The organism is Pseudomonas sp. RtIB026 (assembly GCF_016861355.2).
Classification (GTDB): Bacteria; Pseudomonadota; Gammaproteobacteria; order Pseudomonadales; family Pseudomonadaceae; genus Aquipseudomonas; species Aquipseudomonas peradeniyensis.
Genome location: NZ_AP023348.2, coordinates 5118897 through 5137035 on the forward strand (window position 1 = coordinate 5118897; position 18139 = coordinate 5137035).

At 65.5% G+C, this 18139-nt stretch carries 21 protein-coding genes; 8 read left to right on the forward strand and 13 right to left on the reverse strand.

What is annotated here, in order from left to right:
- Positions 1 to 4: 4 nt before the first annotated feature.
- Entirely contained in the window at positions 5 to 1291 is a 1287-nt protein-coding gene (locus tag PRtIB026_RS22810; protein WP_203651339.1) for an MFS transporter, read from the reverse strand.
- 129 nt (positions 1292 to 1420) lie between these two features.
- Here PRtIB026_RS22810 and PRtIB026_RS22815 point away from each other — a divergent pair, with 129 nt between their 5' ends.
- A complete protein-coding gene (locus PRtIB026_RS22815) occupies positions 1421 to 2332 on the forward strand; it encodes a LysR family transcriptional regulator (protein WP_203651337.1) in 912 nt (303 codons plus the stop codon).
- A 26-nt stretch (positions 2333 to 2358) separates the two neighbouring features.
- Here the strand turns inward: PRtIB026_RS22815 and PRtIB026_RS22820 are convergent, their stop codons facing one another.
- The 3 genes from PRtIB026_RS22820 to PRtIB026_RS22830 are packed head-to-tail and all read right to left on the reverse strand — an operon-like array spanning position 2359 to position 4188.
- On the reverse strand, positions 2359 to 2880 hold the full coding sequence (locus tag PRtIB026_RS22820) for a DUF2937 family protein (RefSeq protein ID WP_062574848.1): 522 nt from the start codon (positions 2878 to 2880) through the stop codon (positions 2359 to 2361).
- A 9-nt stretch (positions 2881 to 2889) separates the two neighbouring features.
- The gene (locus PRtIB026_RS22825) at positions 2890 to 3663 is read right to left on the reverse strand and encodes a class II glutamine amidotransferase (RefSeq protein WP_203651335.1); all 774 of its coding nucleotides are present in this window, start codon (positions 3661 to 3663) and stop codon (positions 2890 to 2892) included.
- A gap of 15 nt (positions 3664 to 3678) precedes the next feature.
- Positions 3679 to 4188: a hypothetical protein gene (locus PRtIB026_RS22830; RefSeq protein ID WP_062360569.1), complete on the reverse strand. Its 510-nt coding sequence runs from the start codon at positions 4186 to 4188 to the stop codon at positions 3679 to 3681.
- A 176-nt stretch (positions 4189 to 4364) separates the two neighbouring features.
- Here PRtIB026_RS22830 and PRtIB026_RS22835 point away from each other — a divergent pair, with 176 nt between their 5' ends.
- Positions 4365 to 6407: a S9 family peptidase gene (locus tag PRtIB026_RS22835; RefSeq protein ID WP_267813031.1), complete on the forward strand. Its 2043-nt coding sequence runs from the start codon at positions 4365 to 4367 to the stop codon at positions 6405 to 6407.
- 123 nt (positions 6408 to 6530) lie between these two features.
- Positions 6531 to 7004, forward strand: a complete 474-nt coding sequence (locus PRtIB026_RS22840; RefSeq protein WP_203651334.1) for a cyclic nucleotide-binding domain-containing protein — start codon at positions 6531 to 6533, stop codon at positions 7002 to 7004.
- Here PRtIB026_RS22840 and PRtIB026_RS22845 read toward each other — a convergent pair.
- Positions 7001 to 7276: a hypothetical protein gene (locus PRtIB026_RS22845; RefSeq protein WP_028693029.1), complete on the reverse strand. Its 276-nt coding sequence runs from the start codon at positions 7274 to 7276 to the stop codon at positions 7001 to 7003. The genes PRtIB026_RS22840 and PRtIB026_RS22845 overlap by 4 nt on opposite strands.
- 274 nt (positions 7277 to 7550) lie before the next feature.
- Here PRtIB026_RS22845 and PRtIB026_RS22850 point away from each other — a divergent pair, with 274 nt between their 5' ends.
- Together PRtIB026_RS22850 and PRtIB026_RS22855 are read left to right on the forward strand one after the other, a co-directional pair.
- A complete protein-coding gene (locus PRtIB026_RS22850; protein ID WP_050704320.1) occupies positions 7551 to 7916 on the forward strand; it encodes a YajD family HNH nuclease in 366 nt (121 codons plus the stop codon).
- Between the two features lie 73 nt (positions 7917 to 7989).
- On the forward strand, positions 7990 to 8460 hold the full coding sequence (locus tag PRtIB026_RS22855; RefSeq protein ID WP_028693028.1) for an RNA methyltransferase: 471 nt from the start codon (positions 7990 to 7992) through the stop codon (positions 8458 to 8460).
- A gap of 148 nt (positions 8461 to 8608) precedes the next feature.
- On the opposite strand, the gene PRtIB026_RS22860 is transcribed toward PRtIB026_RS22855, so the two are convergent.
- Entirely contained in the window at positions 8609 to 9817 is a 1209-nt protein-coding gene (locus PRtIB026_RS22860; protein WP_203651333.1) for a hypothetical protein, read from the reverse strand.
- 25 nt (positions 9818 to 9842) lie between these two features.
- A complete protein-coding gene (locus PRtIB026_RS22865) occupies positions 9843 to 10292 on the reverse strand; it encodes a YcgN family cysteine cluster protein (protein WP_203651332.1) in 450 nt (149 codons plus the stop codon).
- Positions 10293 to 10437: 145 nt separating this feature from the next.
- Here PRtIB026_RS22865 and PRtIB026_RS22870 point away from each other — a divergent pair, with 145 nt between their 5' ends.
- Positions 10438 to 11031, forward strand: a complete 594-nt coding sequence (locus PRtIB026_RS22870) for a nitroreductase family protein (protein WP_203651331.1) — start codon at positions 10438 to 10440, stop codon at positions 11029 to 11031.
- 120 nt (positions 11032 to 11151) lie between these two features.
- Here the strand turns inward: PRtIB026_RS22870 and PRtIB026_RS22875 are convergent, their stop codons facing one another.
- The 5 genes from PRtIB026_RS22875 to PRtIB026_RS22895 form a co-directional block, all read right to left on the reverse strand.
- On the reverse strand, positions 11152 to 12084 hold the full coding sequence (locus tag PRtIB026_RS22875) for a D-2-hydroxyacid dehydrogenase (protein WP_203651330.1): 933 nt from the start codon (positions 12082 to 12084) through the stop codon (positions 11152 to 11154).
- A gap of 75 nt (positions 12085 to 12159) precedes the next feature.
- Positions 12160 to 12453 carry a YcgL domain-containing protein gene (locus tag PRtIB026_RS22880; protein WP_110739238.1) on the reverse strand — a complete coding sequence of 98 codons (294 nt, stop codon included), beginning with the start codon at positions 12451 to 12453 and terminating at the stop codon, positions 12160 to 12162.
- Positions 12450 to 13583 (reverse strand): ribonuclease D, encoded by a 1134-nt coding sequence (gene rnd, locus PRtIB026_RS22885; protein ID WP_203651329.1) that lies wholly within the window; start codon positions 13581 to 13583, stop codon positions 12450 to 12452. Before rnd ends, PRtIB026_RS22880 begins: the two co-directional genes overlap by 4 nt.
- A gap of 93 nt (positions 13584 to 13676) precedes the next feature.
- Positions 13677 to 15314, reverse strand: a complete 1638-nt coding sequence (locus tag PRtIB026_RS22890; protein WP_203651327.1) for a phosphoethanolamine transferase — start codon at positions 15312 to 15314, stop codon at positions 13677 to 13679.
- 164 nt (positions 15315 to 15478) lie between these two features.
- Positions 15479 to 15844 (reverse strand): 5-carboxymethyl-2-hydroxymuconate Delta-isomerase, encoded by a 366-nt coding sequence (locus tag PRtIB026_RS22895; protein ID WP_050704312.1) that lies wholly within the window; start codon positions 15842 to 15844, stop codon positions 15479 to 15481.
- 116 nt (positions 15845 to 15960) lie between these two features.
- Between PRtIB026_RS22895 and PRtIB026_RS22900 the strand changes: the two genes are divergently transcribed.
- A complete protein-coding gene (locus PRtIB026_RS22900) occupies positions 15961 to 16200 on the forward strand; it encodes a YdcH family protein (protein ID WP_081100331.1) in 240 nt (79 codons plus the stop codon).
- A gap of 121 nt (positions 16201 to 16321) precedes the next feature.
- Here PRtIB026_RS22900 and PRtIB026_RS22905 read toward each other — a convergent pair whose 3' ends face one another.
- The gene (locus PRtIB026_RS22905) at positions 16322 to 17503 is read right to left on the reverse strand and encodes a trans-sulfuration enzyme family protein (protein WP_203651326.1); all 1182 of its coding nucleotides are present in this window, start codon (positions 17501 to 17503) and stop codon (positions 16322 to 16324) included.
- Between the two features lie 152 nt (positions 17504 to 17655).
- On the opposite strand from PRtIB026_RS22905, the gene PRtIB026_RS22910 reads away from it, so the two are divergent.
- Positions 17656 to 18114: an Lrp/AsnC family transcriptional regulator gene (locus PRtIB026_RS22910; protein WP_203651322.1), complete on the forward strand. Its 459-nt coding sequence runs from the start codon at positions 17656 to 17658 to the stop codon at positions 18112 to 18114.
- The last annotated feature ends 25 nt before the right edge of the window (positions 18115 to 18139 follow it).

The window sequence follows — 18139 nt, forward strand, 5'->3', positions numbered from 1 at the left end:
TACCTTAGCGCGCCTGGAGTGCTTTGCCGCGGGTTTCCGGCAAGCTCAGGGCCGCCACGATCACCACACCGTAGGACACCGCGGCAAAGGCGCCAATTCCCAGGCCCAACGGCACTTTCTCGCCGAGCAGGCCGATCAGCAGCGGGAACATGGCGGCGACCACCTTGCCGATGTTGTAGCAGAAGCCTTGCCCCGATCCGCGGATCCGGGTCGGGAACAATTCGGTGAGGAACGAGCCCATGCCACTGAAGATGCCCGAGGCAAAGAAGCCCAGGGGGAAGCCCAGCCACAGCATCACCCCGTCGCTGACCGGCATCTGCGTGTAGAGCAGGACGATGACGAACGAGCCCACGGCGAACAGGATGAAATTCTTCCTGCGCCCCAGCAGGTCGCACAGGTAAGCGCTGACCACGTAGCCGATGTAGGAGCCGACGATGACCATCGCCAGGTAGCCGCCGGTGCCCAGCACGCTCAGACCGCGCTCGTTCTTGAGGAAGGTCGGCAGCCACGAGGTGATGGCGTAGTAGCCGCCCAGGGCACCGGTGGTCAGCAAGGAAGCGCGGATCGTGGTCCAGAGCATGCCGGGGGCGAAGATCTCGTAGAACTGCGCAGGCGCCTCGGCCTGTTCCACGGCCTTGGCCTGACGGTAGATCTCCGGGTCCTTGACCAGGCGCCGGACGAAGATCACGAAGATCGCCGGCAGCAGGCCCAGCAGGAACAGCGCGCGCCAGGCCTGCTCGGCCGGCAGCCAGGAGAACAGCAGGGCATAGAGGATCGCCGTGAGGCCCCAGCCGATGGCCCAGCCCGATTGCACCATGCCCACCGCCTTGCCGCGGTCCTGGGCACGGATCACCTCGCCGATCAGCACCGCGCCAGCGGTCCATTCGCCGCCAAAACCAAAGCCCATCAGGGTGCGGGCGATCAGCAGTTGCTCGTAACTCTGGGCGAAGCCGCAGAGGAAGGTGAAGAAGGCGAACCACAGCACCGTCAGCTGCAGGGTGCGCACTCGCCCGATGCGGTCGGAGAGGATGCCGGCGATCCAGCCGCCCAGGGCCGAGGCGATCAACGTGCTGGTGTGGATCAACCCGGCCTCGGCGGTGCTGATGCCCCACAGCATGATCAGGGTGGGGATGACGAAGCTCAGCATCTGGGTATCCATGCCGTCCAGGCCGTAGCCGATCTTGCAGCTCCAGAAGGTGCGTCGTTGCTGGGAGTCGATGTCGCGGTACCAGGCGAAGGGGCCGCTCGAGGTTCGGGCGGGGGCCTGCTGCTGCACGCCGGTCGGGTTCATGGTTGCCTCGGCTTGTTGGTATTGTTCTATGGGCGACGTCGGGCGTCGCGGCCTGGGCTTCATGTTCAGAGGCCGCGTCGCCTGCGTCCAACGAGAAAAACCGCCGGTCTGGAACAAGAAAAACTGATCATGAACCTTCGTTTCCTCGAAACCTTCGTCTGGGTCGCCCGGCTCAGGAGCTTCCGCCTCACCGCCGAGAAGCTGTTCACCACCCAGGCCTCGGTGTCCAGCCGCATCGCCGCGCTGGAAGCCGACCTGGGCGTGAAACTGCTGCTGCGCGACTCCCGCGGGGTCAGCCTGACGCCAGAGGGCGCCAAGGTGCTGGAGTACGCCGAACGCATGCTCGACACCGCCAAGGCCATGAAACAGTCGCTGGACAGCGACCGGGCCAAGACCGGGCGCATCCGCCTGGGGGTGATGGACACGGTCATCCACACCTGGATGAGCGCCCTGGTGGCGGAGCTGGGCGAGCGCTACCCGCAGGTGGAGATCGAGCTGGTGGCCGATACCGCGCTGAACCTGCGCGAACAGCTGCAGAAGGGTTTTCTCGACGTGATCCTGCAGACCGACCTGCTGCGCGAGCAGTCGATCCGCAGCCACGACCTGGCGCGCTACCCGATGGGCTGGATCGTCGCCGCCGGCTCGCCGCACCACCGTACCTACGCCTCGCTGGCGGAGCTGGCCCGCGAGCGCATCGTCACCTTCTCGAAGAACTCGCGGCCGCACCAGGAAGTGCTCGGCCTGCTGCAGGCCGCCGGAGCCGAGGCGCCGCGCCTGAACTGCGTGAACTCGGTGGCGGCCATCACCCGCCTGCTGCGCGACGGCTTCGGTATTGGCGCATTGCCGCCGGCATTGGTGGATAGCGAACTAAGCCGTGGCGAGCTGGTGTTGCTGGAAGGCTTGCAGCCACCGCCGAGCCTGGAGCTGGTGGTGGCCTGGCAGACCGGTGTGGCGCTGGTGGACGAGGTGGTGGGCGTGTGCCGGCAGGTGCTGGAGCGCTATGCGCGGGATGTGGGCGGGCAGCGGATTGTGCTGATCTGAGAAACGCTGCCGCAGGGCCGGAAAAACTAGCGCCAGCTTTCCTTCACCACCTTGCGCCGCCCGCCAAGAATCACCCAACCAATCACCAGCAACAGGCTCTCGACCACAAACGCCAGCACGAACCCGCTGCCGATCCCCCAGCCGATCGCCTCCGGTACCAGCAGAATCTGATAGCTGTAGCCCTTGAGCGTTTCCTCGCGCAGTGCCGGCTCCGGCTGCACCAGCACATGCCAGGTGCGGCTCACCCACGAGCCTTGCAGGGCCTGCCATTCATGCTCAAGCAACTGGTTGCGAATCAACAGGCTCTCGATGCTGTTGGCATCGCTGTTGAACACAGGATCGTCGCTGCCCCGGTAATGCCGCACCAGCGCCTGCAGGTCGCCGTTGAAGAAACGCTGCGCGGTCTGGCGGAAGCCGTCTAGCGCCTGGCGCGATTCGAGCAAGTGCGCCTCGACGCGCTGGCTGTAGTCCTTGACCAGCCCCGGCACCTGGAGACCGGCCAGCAGGCCGAAGGTGAACAACAGCAAACGCAGGTAACTTCTGAACATGGAGCGTCCTTAACTATGGCCGTGGGCAATGCACTCGCCATGCCGCCACAGCCCCCATTGACCCGGCTCGTAGCGGTTCCAGGTCTCGTTCTCGGTCAGCGGCTCGGTGGCGATCACCGTGACCACGTCGTTGGGGGTGGTTTGCGTGTGGAAGTCGACGATCAGGTCGACATCCTTCAACCGCGCCGCGCCGAACGGTGCGCGGCGGGTGATGTGCACCAGTTTGGTCGAGCAGAAGCAGAACAGCCAGTCGCCGTCGCTGAGCAGGCAGTTGAACACGCCCTGGCCACGGTAACCGGCACAGGCTTCGACCAGTACCGGCAGTAACTGCTCGACCTCGACCGGCTCGGGGAAGGCTTCGCGCACGCGGTTGAGCAGGTCGCAGAAGGCCGCTTCGCTGTCGGTGTCGCCGATCGGCCGGTAGAACGTGCGCTGGCCGCTGAAATCGCCCAGCTGGCCGTTGTGCGCGAAGCACCAGTTGCGGCCCCACAGCTCACGCACGAACGGGTGAGTGTTGGACAGGCAGACCTTGCCGACGTTGGCCTGGCGGATATGGCCGATGACCACTTCGCTCTTGATCGGGTAACGCTGCACCAGGTTGGCCACTTCCGACTCGCTGCTCGCCGCCGGATCCTGGAACAGACGCAGGCCGCGCCCTTCGTAGAAACCGATGCCCCAGCCATCGCGGTGCGGGCCGGTGCGCCCGCCGCGCTGCATCAGGCCGGTGAAGCTGAAGACGATGTCGGTGGGGACGTTGGCGCTCATGCCCAGCAGTTCGCACATGTTGCGGCTCCTGGTTTACAGACGGGGTTCGACGCGGCCCTGCCCGGGGCCGGAGCGGCGTACTGGGGCGGGCGGAGGATCGTCGCGGTAGCGGTCTTGACGGTTGGCGGCCAGGGACGCTTCGGCCACGACCTCGTCTTCTTCCTTGGCCTGGCGCTGGGCGGCGGCCTCACGCTGGGCTCGGCGCTCGCGGGCACGCTTTTCCAGCGGCCAGCGGATCAGCACGAAGACGATGTACAGGGCAAAGGCGAGCATGCCGTACATGGCCAGGTCGGAGGCGGCGCGCCAGGCGTTGTTGCCGACCTTGAAGGCGACGTCCAGCGCGGTGATGGCGATGGCCGGGGCGAAGCTTTCCTTGACCGGGTCGACGATGGTCGGCGAGAACAGCAATACGGCGATGATCACCCGCAGCGGCTCGCGCAGCCAGCGCCACATCCAGCCGGTCAGCTTGAAGCCCACCAGCAGGCAGCCCAGGGCGGCAACGGCGTACAGGCCCCAGGCGAGGGTATAGTCGTGTTCGGTCATGGTGTGGGTGCAAGCCAGGCAAAGAGATGCCTATGATAAACACTTTTCCCGGCGCAGGCTGCCCCTAGCCTGTCAGGGCCTCTTCGCGGGTAAACCCGCTCCCACAGGCTAACACTTTACCTGTGGGAGCGGGTTTACCCGCGAAGAGGCCAGAGGCCCCAACCAAGAGATCTCCCATGCCGAATGCCCCCCGCCCCCCCATCGCCCGCCAGGCCGAAGGCACCGACCCCTATGCGTGGCTGCAGCAGCGCGACACCCCCGAGGTCCTGGCCTACCTGGAAGCGGAAAACGCCTACCAGCAAGCCGTCCTCGCCGACCAGGCGCCGCTGCGTGAACAGCTGTTCGAAGAAATCAAGGGCCGCATCCTCGAGACCGACCTGTCGCTGCCCTCGCCCTGGGGCCCGTACCTCTACTACACCCGTACCACCGCGGGCGACGAATACCCGCGTCATTACCGCTGCCCGCGCCCGGCCGACGACAGCAACACCGTCGATGAAAGCTGCGAGGAGCTGCTGCTCGACCCCAACGCCCTGGCCAATGGCGGCTTTCTTTCCCTCGGCGCCTTCAGCGTCAGCCCCGACCACCGCCTGCTGGCCTACAGCCTGGACAGCAGCGGCGACGAGATCTACACCCTGTACGTCAAGGACCTGGCCAGCGGCGCGCTGAGCGCCCTGCCCTTCGACGACTGCGACGGCAGCATGACCTGGGCCAACGACAGCCAGACGCTGTTCTTCGCCGAACTGGACGACACCCACCGCCCCTGGCGCCTGCGCCGCCACACCTTGGGCGAGGCTGGCGCCATCACGGTGTTCGAGGAGTCCGACGGACGCTTCTTCCTGCACTGCTACCGCGCCAGCTCCGAGCGCCAGCTGGTGCTGCTGCTCAACAGCAAGACCACCAGCGAGGCCTGGGTGCTCGATGCCGCCACGCCACAGGCTGATTTCACCTGCCTGGCGCCGCGGGTCGAAGGCCATGAATACTTCCCCGACCACGGCCAGCTCGACGGCCAGTGGCGCTGGTTCGTGCGCAGCAACCAGGACGGCATCAACTTCGCCCTGTACCACGCGCCGGCCGACAGCGTGCCGACCCGCGCGCAGTGGCAGGTACTGGTACCGCACCGCGACGACGTCATGCTCGAAGGGCTCAGCCTCAATGCCACGGCGCTGTCCCTGAGCCTGCGCGAAGGCGGCCTGCCGATCATCGAAGTGCACCCGCAAGGCCTGCCGGCCTACCGCGTGGAACTGCCAGACGCCGCCTACAGCCTCTACGTGCAGGACAGCCTGGAATTCGCCAGCACGCGCATCCGCCTGCGCTACGAAGCGCTCAACCGCCCGGCCCAGGTGCGCCAGCTGGAGCTGGCCACGGGTGACCAGCAGGTGCTCAAGCAGACCCCGGTGCTCGGCGCCTTCGACGCCGACGACTACGTCAGCCAGCGCCTGTGGGCGGTGGCCAAGGATGGCACGCGGGTGCCGATCAGCCTGGTGCGCCGCCGTGTCGACGAGGGCAAGTGCGTGCCGCTCTACCTCTACGGCTACGGCGCCTACGGCGAGAGCCTTGACCCGTGGTTCTCCCACGCTCGCCTGAGCCTGCTGGAGCGTGGCGTGGCCTTCGCCATCGCCCATGTGCGCGGCGGCGGCGAGCTGGGCGAGGCCTGGTACCGGGCCGGCAAGCAGGAGCACAAGCACAACAGCTTCGACGACTTCATCGCCTGCGCCGAACACCTGGTCGCCGAAGGCGTGACCAGCCGCGAGCGCTTGGCGATCAGCGGCGGCAGTGCCGGTGGCCTGCTCATGGGCGCAGTGCTCAACCTGCGCCCCGAGCTGTTCCGCTGTGCCATCGCCGAAGTGCCGTTCGTCGATGTGCTCAACACCATGCTCGACCCCGAGCTGCCGCTGACCGTCACCGAGTACGACGAATGGGGCAACCCCGAGGAGCCTGAGGTGTACGAACGGATCAAGGCCTACGCCCCTTACGAGAACGTCAAGGCGCAGGCCTACCCGGCGCTGCTGGTGGTCGCCGGCTACAACGACAGTCGCGTGCAGTACTGGGAGGCTGCCAAGTGGGTGGCGCGCCTGCGCACGCGCAAGACCGACGACAACCTGCTGCTGCTCAAGACCGAGATGGGCGCGGGCCACGGCGGCATGAGCGGGCGCTACCAGGGGCTGCGCGACGTGGCGCTGGAGTATGCGTTCGTCTTCAATGAGCTGGGCGTGGCGTAAAACGCGATTTTCGTTGTCATAGCGTCAAGCTGACGTGGGAGCGGGCTTGCCCCGCTCCCACGATGCCTCACTACCTACCCAGCAGTTTGTGGCGCTTTCCAGACATTCGAAGAAGAACAACACATGCCCGACACCCAGCACCTGAACGCCGAGATCCGCGACATGCTCATGGACTGCGGCCTGTTCGACACCCTGCAGCCCGGTGACTTCCTCGCCGCCGCCGGCTACTTCAGCCTCACCGCCGTCGCCCAGGGCCAGACCCTGTTCAGCGAAGGCGACGCCGGCACTTTCATGTGCATCCTCCATCGCGGCGTGGTCTCGGTGCGCAAGACCGACGGCAACGGCGTCCAGGTGGAGATCGCCACCCTGCGCAAGGGCCGGGCCTTCGGCGAGATGGCCGTGCTCGATGGCGAACGCCGCTCGGCCACCTGCGTGGCGGCCAGCGACTGCCAACTGCTGACCCTGGGCAAGGACGCGCTGGAAAAGATGCTCAACGAAGCGCCGCGCATCGCCGCACGGATCATCCGCGCCCTCGCCGTGGCCTTGTCAAAACGCCTGCGCATGCAGGATGGCCAGCGCCTGGCGCAGCAGGTCTAGCGCCCCTTGTCAGGCGGCTTCGGCGGGTCCTGGCTCAACCCGGGCAACGGCTGGTCCTTGGGTGGGCCCGGCAGCGGCATCGGCGGCAACAGCGGCGCGCCCGGCCGGTTGGCGCCGGCCTTGGGCGGCGTGCTCGGGGTGATCTGCGGGTAAGGTGTCGGCGTCGCGGTGCCGGGTGCCCCGGGGACCGTCGTGAGCGGCCGCTGCTGGCCCGCGGCGTCGGCCGTGGATACAGCGCCAAGCAACAGCGCGGCGAGGATCGCATGCAACATCGGCAGCCTCCTGTCAGAAACCTTCCTAGGCTCTGTACGAAATGTATCTGCACTCGCCCATACTGCGTTGAAACGGGGCTCGGAATGCTCATGTACTCCAGTACACTCCGCTTCCTCCCCCCGTTTCGCCTTGTCTGGCCTTCGCGCAGACACATTTCGTACAGACCCTACAGGCTACGCCCAATGGCGTGATTTTGCCTGTCCGCCCGCCCCACAGGCGCGCTAGACTCAAAGGCATAACCGTCATTGCCCTGATCAGAAAAAAGGTAACACCATGAGCTCCACCTCCGACGCCACCGCCCGCCTCGACCGCATCCTCGCCGACGCCAAGCGCGACAAGGAAATGGGCTACCGCGACAAGGCGCTGAAGATGTATCCCCACGTCTGCGGTCGTTGCACCCGCGAGTTCTCCGGCAAGCGCCTGTCGGAACTGACCGTGCACCACCGCGACCACAACCACGACAACAACCCCCAGGACGGCTCCAACTGGGAGTTGCTGTGCCTGTACTGCCACGACAACGAGCACGCCCGCTACACCGACCAGCAGTATTTCAGCGAAGGCTCGCTGAGCACGCCGAAAGTCGCCGTGGCCACCCACAACCCGTTCGCCAACCTGGCCGCGCTGATGAAGAAGGACTGAACGTCGATTCGCGCCCCCGGCGTGCCGGCAAGCCCGTATAATCGCGCTCTTTTTTTGCGAAGGGCCCCGACACGTGGCGAACAAACGGTACAGCTGCATCGGCCTGTTCAACCCCAAATCCGCGGAAAACGTGGGCTCGGTGATGCGCGCCGCGGGCTGCTATGGCGTCAACTCGGTGTTCTACACCGGCAAGCGTTATGAGCGCGCCCGCGACTTCGTCACCGACACCAAGCGTGTGCACTACGACATCCCGCTGATCGGCATCGACGACCTGCAGCGCATCATTCCCCTGGGCTGCACCCCGGTGGCCGTGGAGCTGGTGGAAGGCGCACGGCCATTGCCTGAGTACACCCACCCGGACCGGGCGATCTACATCTTCGGGCCCGAGGATGGCTCGTTGAGTGAAGACGTGCGGGGCTGGTGCGAAGAGACGATCTACATCCCGACAGAAGGCTGCATGAACCTGGCGGCGACGGTGAATGTGGTGCTGTACGACCGCATGGCCAAAGGCTTGAATACCCGCTCGGGGCCGAAGTTCAAGTAACCATCGCGCCTTGCCCCCCCCTGTAGGAGCGGCCTTGTGCCGCGAAAGGGCCGCGCAGCGGACCCGGCAATTTCTGCCTTGACGCTGAAAACCTGGGGCTGCTTTGCAGCCCTTTCGCGGCACAAGGCCGCTCCTACAGCGGAGCGTACTAGCGCAGCACCTTGCTCTGCAGCACCTCGGACTGTCGCCCGAGCACGTTCTCGCTGATCTGCACGAACTCCTCGGTGCTGACGCTCGACAGGCGCATCAGCGCGCGGGCGACGTCGTCCAGCGAGCGCTTGTCGTGGTGGTGCAAGCGAATCTCGCGATCCAGCGCCTGGAGCAGCAGCACGCCACGGGCCACCTGCGCGGCATCGGCCTTGGCACCCTTCAGGTGGGTCACCTTGGCCGCCAGCTTGTGCTGACGGGCCTGCAGCGCCTCGTAGCGATCATCGCTCATGCCGCCAGCGCGGCGCAGCAGCTCGGTGGCGTAGTAGTCGGCCAGGCTCTCGCCCAGCCAGTCGCTGCCGTCGCGGTCGTTGATCTGGGCGAACAACTGCACCAGTTCGCGCAGCACCGGGCTGGAGCCATTTTCGCTGACCAGCGGGCGCGTGCTGTGCAGGTACAGCGAGTTGTTGCCAGCCAGCACGCCCCGCCACATCTCGTCCCGGGCACCGACCAGCAGCAGCTTCGGCGGGTTGCGCGGGAACACCGCCTGCAACTGCGGCCAGACGAAGGTCAGCAAGGTCAGCGTGTCCATGCGCCGCATACCCTGGCCCTGCGGCGCGGCCACGGTCACCTCGGTGTCGCCCAGGCGCGCCCGACGGCTGCCCAGGTTGCCGGCGAGCATCCAGCCGGTGGGGCGGTCGAACAGCCGCGACACATCGTCGATACGGAATTTCTGCCGGCCGATGCGTGGCCAGGCGGTTTCGACGCTTTTCCAGCCCGCCGGCAGGTCGAAGGTCAGCCGCGAGACCAGTTCGGTGCCGTCCTGCTGGTCGAGGCGCGCCGGCGGCACCAGCTGGTCGCCGCGAAACAGCGCCCAGTGCGGCGTGATGCGTGCCTCATGGGCGGCGCCTCGGGGTTGCTGGTCGAGCAGCACACGGTAACTGAGGCTGGTCTTGCCCGCCGCCGGGTGCCAGACGCCACGCCCGTTCTGCACCTGCCACTGGCCATCGGCGAGAAAATCGCTGTAGGCACCGGGCTTGCCCAGGTCGAAGTCCAGGCTGCGCACCGCGCTGCCGTCGGCCAGGGTCAGGCGCACCTCGGCCTGGCCGCTCTGCGGCAGCAGGCGCACCTGATAATCGAGGTCGACTTTCTTCGCCAGGACCTGCGAACTGGCCAGCAGGCCGACAATCAGCAACAACGGGCGAGGCATAAAAAACTCCTTGTTTCCCGGACACTCAACCCGCGCGGAAGATCAGATGGTCTTCCCAGTCGTCTTCATCCACGTCGTTTTCGCTGAGCATGCGCCCCGACCGGGAAATACGCTGCTCGTGCACCTGCTGGCGATCACCGCTGATCAGGTGGTGCCAGGCCGGCAGGTCCTGTCCTTCGCTGACCAGGCGATAGCCGCAGGTGGGCGGCAGCCACTTGAACTGGTCGGCCTTGCCGGGGGTGAGCTGGATGCAGTCGGGAACGTGTTCGAAGCGATTGGGGTAGTCGCTGCACTGGCAGGTCTGCAGGTCCAACAGCTTGCAGGCGATGCTCGTGTAATAGACGCTGTTGTCTTCCTCGTCCTCGAGTTTCTGCAGGCAGCACAGGCCACAGCCGTCGCAGAGCGACTCCCACTCCTGGTCATCGAGCTGGTCGAGGGTCTTGCGCCGCCAGAAGGGCGCGGTATCGGCGATCATCACACGGTTTCCTGCAGTCAACGTCAAGCCGCGGCGCGCGGCGGCGCCAGTCTAGAGGCAGTCCGACGGCAACGCCAGACCGCTTGTCAGTGCTCACCGGACGCAGTAGCGTGCGGTATTTCCCCCCGCCCTTGCAGGAGCACCCATGAGCGCCACCCCACGCATCGCCGACTATGCCATCAACGAGCAGTTCATCAATCGCTGGTCGCCCCGCGCCTTCACCGCCGAGCCGATCAGCCAGGAAACCCTGCTGAGCTTCCTCGAGGCCGCGCGCTGGGCGCCTTCGGCCTACAACTCGCAGCCGTGGCGGTTCCTCTACGCCCGCCGCGATACGCCAAGCTGGGAGCGCTACCTGGGCATCCTCAACGAGTTCAACCGCAGTTGGGCGCAGCACGCCTCGGCCCTGGTGCTGATCATCTCCAAGACCACCTTCGCCGCGCCCGGCTCCGATGAAGAGAAGCCTGCGCTGTGGCACACCTTCGATACCGGTTCGGCCTGGGGCCATCTGGCGCTGCAGGCGAGCATCAGCGGCTGGCACAGCCACGGCATGGCCGGTTTCGACCAGGACCTGGCCCGCCGCGAGCTGAAAATTCCCGAGGGCTACGCGCTGCATGCAATGGTGGCGATCGGCAAGCTGGGTGACAAGGCGACCCTGGCCGAAGGCCTGCAGGCCCGCGAAGTGCCGAGCCCGCGCCGGCCGCTGAGCGAGCTGGCGGCCGAGGGTGAGTTCAGCCTGTAATTCTCTGTCGCCTGGGCCGGCCTCTTCGCGGGCAAGCCCGCTCCCACAGGTGTGTCACTGCTCTTGTGAGCGGTGATATCCCTGTGGGAGCGGGTTTACCCGCGAAGAGGCCGGTTCAGGTCAATAGCCTCGCTGGAAATCCACCTCGCCCCGCAGTGCCTGCTCCGCCACATACGCCCGCGCATTCGCGACGAACAACCGCACCATCGCCGTCGGCGAGGTCGGCGCCGAGCTGTGTCCGGTCAGCAGCAGCCCCCAGGCGGTCCAGAACGGATGGCGCTGGGGCAAGGGTTCCTGGCGACAGACATCGATCACCGCGCCAGCCAGGTGGCCCTGCTTGAGCGCCTCGACCAGGTCGGCATCGACCACCGCCACGCCACGCCCGGCATTGATGAACAAGGCGCTGGGGCGGAAGCACTTGAACAGCGCCGCATCGTACAGGTCGTGGGTGGCCGGGGTATCGGGCAGCAGGTTGATTACGTAGTCGGCCTGGCCGACCAGGCGCGGCAACTGGTCGAGGCCCGCCACTTCGACGAAGGGTGCCTGCTCGCGGGCGCTGCTGGCCACGCCTTGCAGGATAACACCGAACGGCACGAGGAACTGCGCCACGCGCTGGCCGATGTCGCCGGTACCAACGATCAGCACCCGCCGTCCCTCCAGGGTCCGCCCAGGACGGTCATCCCAGCGCCTTTCGACCTGGCTGACCAGGCGCGACAGCACATCGCGCTCATGGCCGAGCATGTAGGTCAGCATGTACTCGGCCATCACCTGGCCGAAGATGCCCACCGCCCGGGTCAGGCGGTAGTCGCGTGGCAGGCCGTCGGCCAGCAACGGGGTGATACCAGCCCAGGTCGACTGCATCCAGCGAGGCTTGTGGCCCTGGCGCAACAGACTGGCCAGCAGGTCCGGCTGGCCCAGCCACACCGGGCAGTCGGGGGCCAGGCGCGCCAGTTCGGCGGAGTCGCCGCTGGTCAGGGCCTCCAGGTCCGGCGCCGCCTCGCCCAGCAGGCGAGCATAGTTGGCATGATCCTGTTCAGCGATCAGAACGCGCATGTGAAACACAACCTTGGCAAACAACGGAAGCGGCCCGCCAGGCGGGCCGCAATCAGAGAGGGGACCGTGCCTGGATCAGGCCGGGTCGTTGCGGCGCAGCAGTTCTTCGGGCAGGTGCTCGATGTAGTCGTCATCCGGCGGCGGCATCTGCAGGTGGTAGCCCTGCTTGTCGAGGTTCTCCAGCACCTTGGCGATGTCCTCGCGGGCCAGCGTGCGCTCAGGCGTCAGCACCAGGTCGAAGGCATGCACCGGCTTGCCGAAGAATGGCAGCAGCGCCTCAGGCACACGCTCCAGCCCCTCGGCCTTGAGCACGTAGAGGTACATTTCGTTCTTGCGTGGGCTCTTGTAGATCGAGCAGATACGTTTCATCGGGAATCTCCGGCGCCCGCCAGGTCGTCCAGCAGGGCCTGGCCCATGCGCTCGCGACGCCAGCCGCGCAGCGCATCGGGCAGTTGATAGGGGCCGTCGGGGTAGCCGCTCTTGAGCAGGGCTTCGAGGGCTTTCTTGCGCAGCATCAGTTCCGGGGCGATGCCCAGCCGCTCGCCTTCGGCCTGGCCGATGGCGCGCAGGCGCTTGAGAATGCCGGCGGCTTCGATCGGCAGAGGCTCGGGCAGCGGCTCGGGCCACTGCTCCTGGGGCTGGCTGGCGGCGCGCTTGATCAGCTGGATCAGCTGCTCACCGTCCTGGCGGATGGTGCGCGGGTGCATCTCGTCGATTTTCGCCAGCGCCGACGGGCTGTCTGGCTGGCTCCTGGCCATGGGCCACAGCGAGTGTTCCTTGAGGATGCGGTTGCGCGGCACGTCGCGGCGGCGGGCCTCGCGCTCGCGCCAGACGCACAGTTCGCGCAGCACGGCCAGTTGCTGGCGACCGAGCTTCCAGGCCAGCTTGACGTCGCGGTACAGGGTTTCGGGCTCGACTTCGCGGCGCAGCGCGGCGACCAGTTCGGCGCCGTCTTCCAGCACCCAGGCGTACTTGTCATCCGACAGGCGCGGGCGCAGGGCGTCGAACAGTTCGGCCAGGTGCACGGCGTCTTCGGCGGCGTAGCTCACCTGGGTGTCCGACAGCGGGCGTTGCAGCCAGTCCGAGCGGGTCTCGCCCTTGGGCAGTTCGAGCCCCAGCACCTCTTGCACCAGGCGCGAGTAGCCCATGGAGAAACCGATGTTCAGGTAGCCGGCGGCCAGCTGGGTGTCGAACAGCGGCTGGGGCAGCTTGCCGGTCAGTCGCAGCAATACTTCCAGGTCTTCGCTGCAGGCATGCAGCACCTTGACCACGCCGCTGTCCTCGAGCAGCCCGGCCAGCGGCTGCCAGTCGCGGATCAGCAGGGGGTCGATGAGATAGGCGCACTGGCCGACGCCGATCTGGATCAGGCCGGCCTTGGGGTAGAAGGTGTCGACCCGCATGAATTCGGTGTCGAGGGCCACGAAGGGCTGTTCGCGCCAGCTTCGGCAGTGTTCGGCCAGGGTCTGGTCGTCACGGATCCAGTGTATTTCGATGGCCACGAGGCTCTCCCACTAACATTGGCGCGCATTATATACGGCGCGGCCCCTGGGGGTGAAACCTCGCGCCATCCATGGTGCCGGGCGGTCGACCGCTCAGCGTTTGGCCGCCAGCCACGGCCGGCAGCTGGCGAACATGTCCAGCGATCGCTGGTAGACCTCGGTGCGCACCTGCAGCAGGCCGAGCATCGAGTGGAACAGGTTGTCCTGGGACAACGGCGCATCGCGCAGCTTGCCCAGGCATTCGGTGTCCAGGCCGAAGTCCTGGCGGTAGCTGTCGGAGAACCAGGCCAGCAGTGGCACGTGCTTCTGCTGGTCCGGCGCGATCATGTAGGGCGTGCCGTGCAGGAACAGGTTGTACTCGCCCAGCGACTCGCCATGGTCTGAAAGATAGATCATCGCGGTGTCGACCTTGTCCTGCCGGCTGCGCAAGGTATCGATCAGGGTGGCCAGCACCTTGTCGGTGTAGGCCAGGGTGTTGTCGTAGCCGTTGACGATCTCCTGCTGGCTGCACTGGTTCAGGGCGTTGCTGCGGCACACCGGGGAGAAGGGTTCGTTGCCCGCGGGGTAGCGCTTGAAGTATTCGGGGCCATGGCTGCCCATCTGGTGCAGCACCAGCACGGTGTCCTGGTCGAGGTTGTCCAGCAGCTCGGCCAGGCCCTGCAGCAGGATCTCGTCATGGCACTCGCCACTGGCGCACAGCGCCGGGTCCTTGAGGTTGCTCACATCGATGAACTGCACCCGGTCGCAGGTGCCCTTGCAGCCGGACTGGTTGTCACGCCACTGCACCGCCAGGCCCGCGCGCTGGAGGATGTCGAGTAGGCCCTCGCGGTTCTTGGCCACGCGGGCGTCGTAGTCCTTGCGCGGCATGCCGGAAAACATGCAGGGCACCGACACGGCGGTCTCGGTGCCACAGGAGTGGACGTCGGTGAAACTCAGCAGGCCCTGCTCCTTGGCCAGTCGTGGCGTGGTGTCGCGGGCATAGCCGAGCAGGCCGAAGTTGTCCGCCCGGGCACTCTCGCCGACCACCAGCACGGTCAGCGACTTGCGCGCATGCTGCTGCCAGGCGCTATCGCGACGGGCATCTTCGCCATAGCGCTGAAATGGCCGGGTGGCGCTGCCCACCTGTTCGCTGACATAACCGATGGAGGCCCCGACAATGTTGCTCGGCGTGAGCATCAGGCGCAGTTCATGGTGATTGCGAAACAACGACGCCAACCCCTGGTAGTTGACCAGCGCCACCGAGCCCAGGGCCGCGACGCAGGCCCCACTCACCACCAGCTTGCCCAGCAGTTCGCGGTGCCAGGGGCGATAGGCGATCCTGGCCTTCCACACCAGCACTGACGGCAGCACACCGAGCAGCAGGATATACAGGGCAAACTTCAGCGAGAGCAGATCGCGTACTTCTGCCACATTGGTTTCGGCAACATTGCGGAACATGCCGGCATCAATAAGCACACCATATTGATTCATGAAGTAAGCGACACTTGCACCGCTGAGGAACAACACGATCAATACCGGTTTCAGGACATAACGAAACGCCAGCAAGGTAAGTATGAGATTGAAGGCGAACAGCATCAGCACGGCGAACGCCAGGCTCAGCCACAGCCCCACCATGCCCGGCGGCACGATGGATTCCAGGTGTTGCCAAAGCAAGCTATTGAAGCCGATCAACAGGTACAGGCTGGCCAGCAACGTGACCCATTCGGTCCGCAGGGATTTGAGTTTCAGCATGGCGTTCGCAACAAGAGTTCATCAGCGGCCAACACGCCCGGACGGGCAGGTTGGGAAGTTGGCCGAACTCTAGAAAGCCTAGCATCAATTTTTTGTGAAAAAGACGCCAACAATTAGTATGCCGACGTCTTTCATCCATTAAACAACTTTCATTCAGCTGCCATTCAGCCAGGCAGGCGAAGCTTGGCGTACGGCTCGCGATCGATATCCAGGACCTCCACGCACAGCTGGATGTCCAGGCCGGGCTGGCCGGGGATCGCCTCGCGCAGCACCTCGAGCAGGCTGTTGGACAGCTGCTGTTTAACTTGCGGCGTGCGCCCGCTGAGGATCGCCAGGCGCACATGGGCGAAGGCCCGCTCGCCCGGCGCGGTACCGACCCGGTATTGGGCGAAGGCCTGGGCACGGCTCTTGATGTCCAGCTCTTCGGCAAACTGGCCGCTGCCGACCAGGGCGTGGTTCAGGCGCAGCAGCAGCACGTCGACATTGAGCTCGCGCAGGTTGTCGCTGTATTCCAGGTTCAAGTGAGGCATGGCGCAGGTTCCGGTTACGCAGGGATGGGCGACAGCCTAACCCAGTCCCGCAATGCGGCAAAGGCGACTATCCTCTTGGTTCAGGTTCGCTTACCAACCCTGAGAGAGGTGGAGAAATGCCAGTTCCGCACAATCTATTTGAAGACCTTGGCGTAAAGGAAGATGACTTCAATGCGCTTGCGAAGGAAAACCACAAACTCGCAGAGCTGAAGAAACGCTACACCGAGAAGGATCATGACATTGAGAACGTTGAGAAAACCGGCCTCACTACGGATGACAACCTCAATCGACTTCGAAAAGAACGCGCTCTGATCAAGGAAGAGATCGAACGGATCGTCCATCCGCCCAAATCCTGACTGAACCAGAACATTTGCCGGCCTCTTCGCGGGTAAACCCGCTCCCACAGGGCCACCACCCACATTGAAATCAGTACAGTACCTGTGGGAGCGGGTTTACCCGCGAATGGGCCGGCAGCCATCACACGGAAGCTGAAGCCTTCAGCGCCGCGTCCAGGTCCTCGATCAGGTCCCGGTAATCCTCGATCCCGATCGACAACCGCACCAGATTCTCGCTGATCCCCATCACGCCCTTCTGCTCCGGGCTCAGGGAGTTGTGCGACATGCTCCAGGAGTGGTTGATCATGCTCTCCACCCCACCCAGCGAATCGGCCAGGACAAAGATCGACAGCGCCTCGACCAGGCGGTTGACCGCGGCCCGATCCCCCTTGATGCGCAGCGCCACCACCGCACCGCCGGTGCGCATCTGGCGCTTGCTCAACTCATGCTGCGGGTGGCTTTCCAGCCCCGGGTAGTAGACCTGCTCGACCTGCGGATGCTGTTCGAGGAACTGCGCCACGCGCAGGGCGTTGGCGCTCTGGCGCTCCATGCGCACGTCGAGGGTCTTCAGCCCGCGCAGCGCCAGGTAGCAGTCGAACGGCCCCTGGATCGCGCCGACCGCCATGCTGATCTTGCGCAAACGGCCCAGCAGTTCGTGATTGGCCGCCACCACCACGCCACCGGTCAGGTCGGAGTGGCCGCCGATGTACTTGCTCGCCGAATGCATCACCAGGTCCACGCCCAGGGTGATCGGCTGCTGGTTCCAGGGCGAGCAGAAGGTGTTGTCGATGCAGGTCATCACCCCACGGGCGCGGGCCAGGTCGCAGACCGCCTTGATGTCCACCAGGTGCAGCAGCGGGTTGGTCGGCGACTCGATCCAGATCAGTTGCGTGTCCGGGCGGATCGCCGCGGCCACGGCCTCGACGTCGTTGAGGTCGACATAGGTGGTGGTCAGGCCCGAGGTGCGCCCGCGGTAGTCTTCCAGCAGGCGGAAGGTGCCGCCGTAGACACCGTTCATCACCACCACGTGGGCGTCCTTGGACAGCAGCTCGAGCACCGTGGCGGTGGCGCTGACGCCCGAGGCGCAGGCGACCGCGCCGACGCCCTCCTCCAGTGCGGCCACGCAGGTCTCGTAGGCGTGCCGGGTCGGGTTGCTGACACGGCTGTAGGCGTATTCGGGGTTGTCGTCCAGGCCGCGCTTGATGAACGAGCTGGAAGTGACGATGGCCGGGAAGATGGCGTTGTCGGCGACGCTGGACTGCTCACCGGCGTGGATGGTGCGGGTGGCGAAATTGCGCGGTTTGTCGGACATGGTCGGGTCCATTGACTGAGGATGGAAAACCGCCACTATCTCATATCCGCAAGGCCCGGGCGCCAACAGAACGTTGCTGTCGAAGAACCAGCCGAAAGGCTTTCAACGTTCGCCTCGTACGGCTAACCTTGGAAAACTTTCCCTCAAACCTGCCAGATGACGCCATGGACAATTTCGACCAGCACATCCTCACCCTGCTCCAACGTGATGCGTCGCTGTCCCTCAAGGACCTGGCCGAGGCGGTCAACCTGTCTACCACGCCGTGCTGGAAGCGGGTCAAGCGCCTGGAAGAGGAAGGCTACATCCGCGGCCGCGTCGCCCTGCTCGACCCCGAGCGCCTGGGCCTGGGCCTGACGGTGTTCGTCCAGCTCAAGACCCAGCGCCACGACAGCGCCTGGCTGGCGCAGTTCGCCGCCACGGTGACGGCATTCGAGGAGGTGATGGAGGTGTACCGCATGTCCGGTGACTGGGACTACATGCTGCGGGTGGTGGTGGGCGACATCGCCGCTTACGACCGCTTCTACAAGAAGCTGATTACCAGCACCGACGGGCTGTCGAACATCACCTCCAGCTTTGCCATGGAGCAGATGAAGTACACCACGGCGTATCCGGTACGTCGCTGAAAGTGCAACAGCGCGCCCCTCTTCT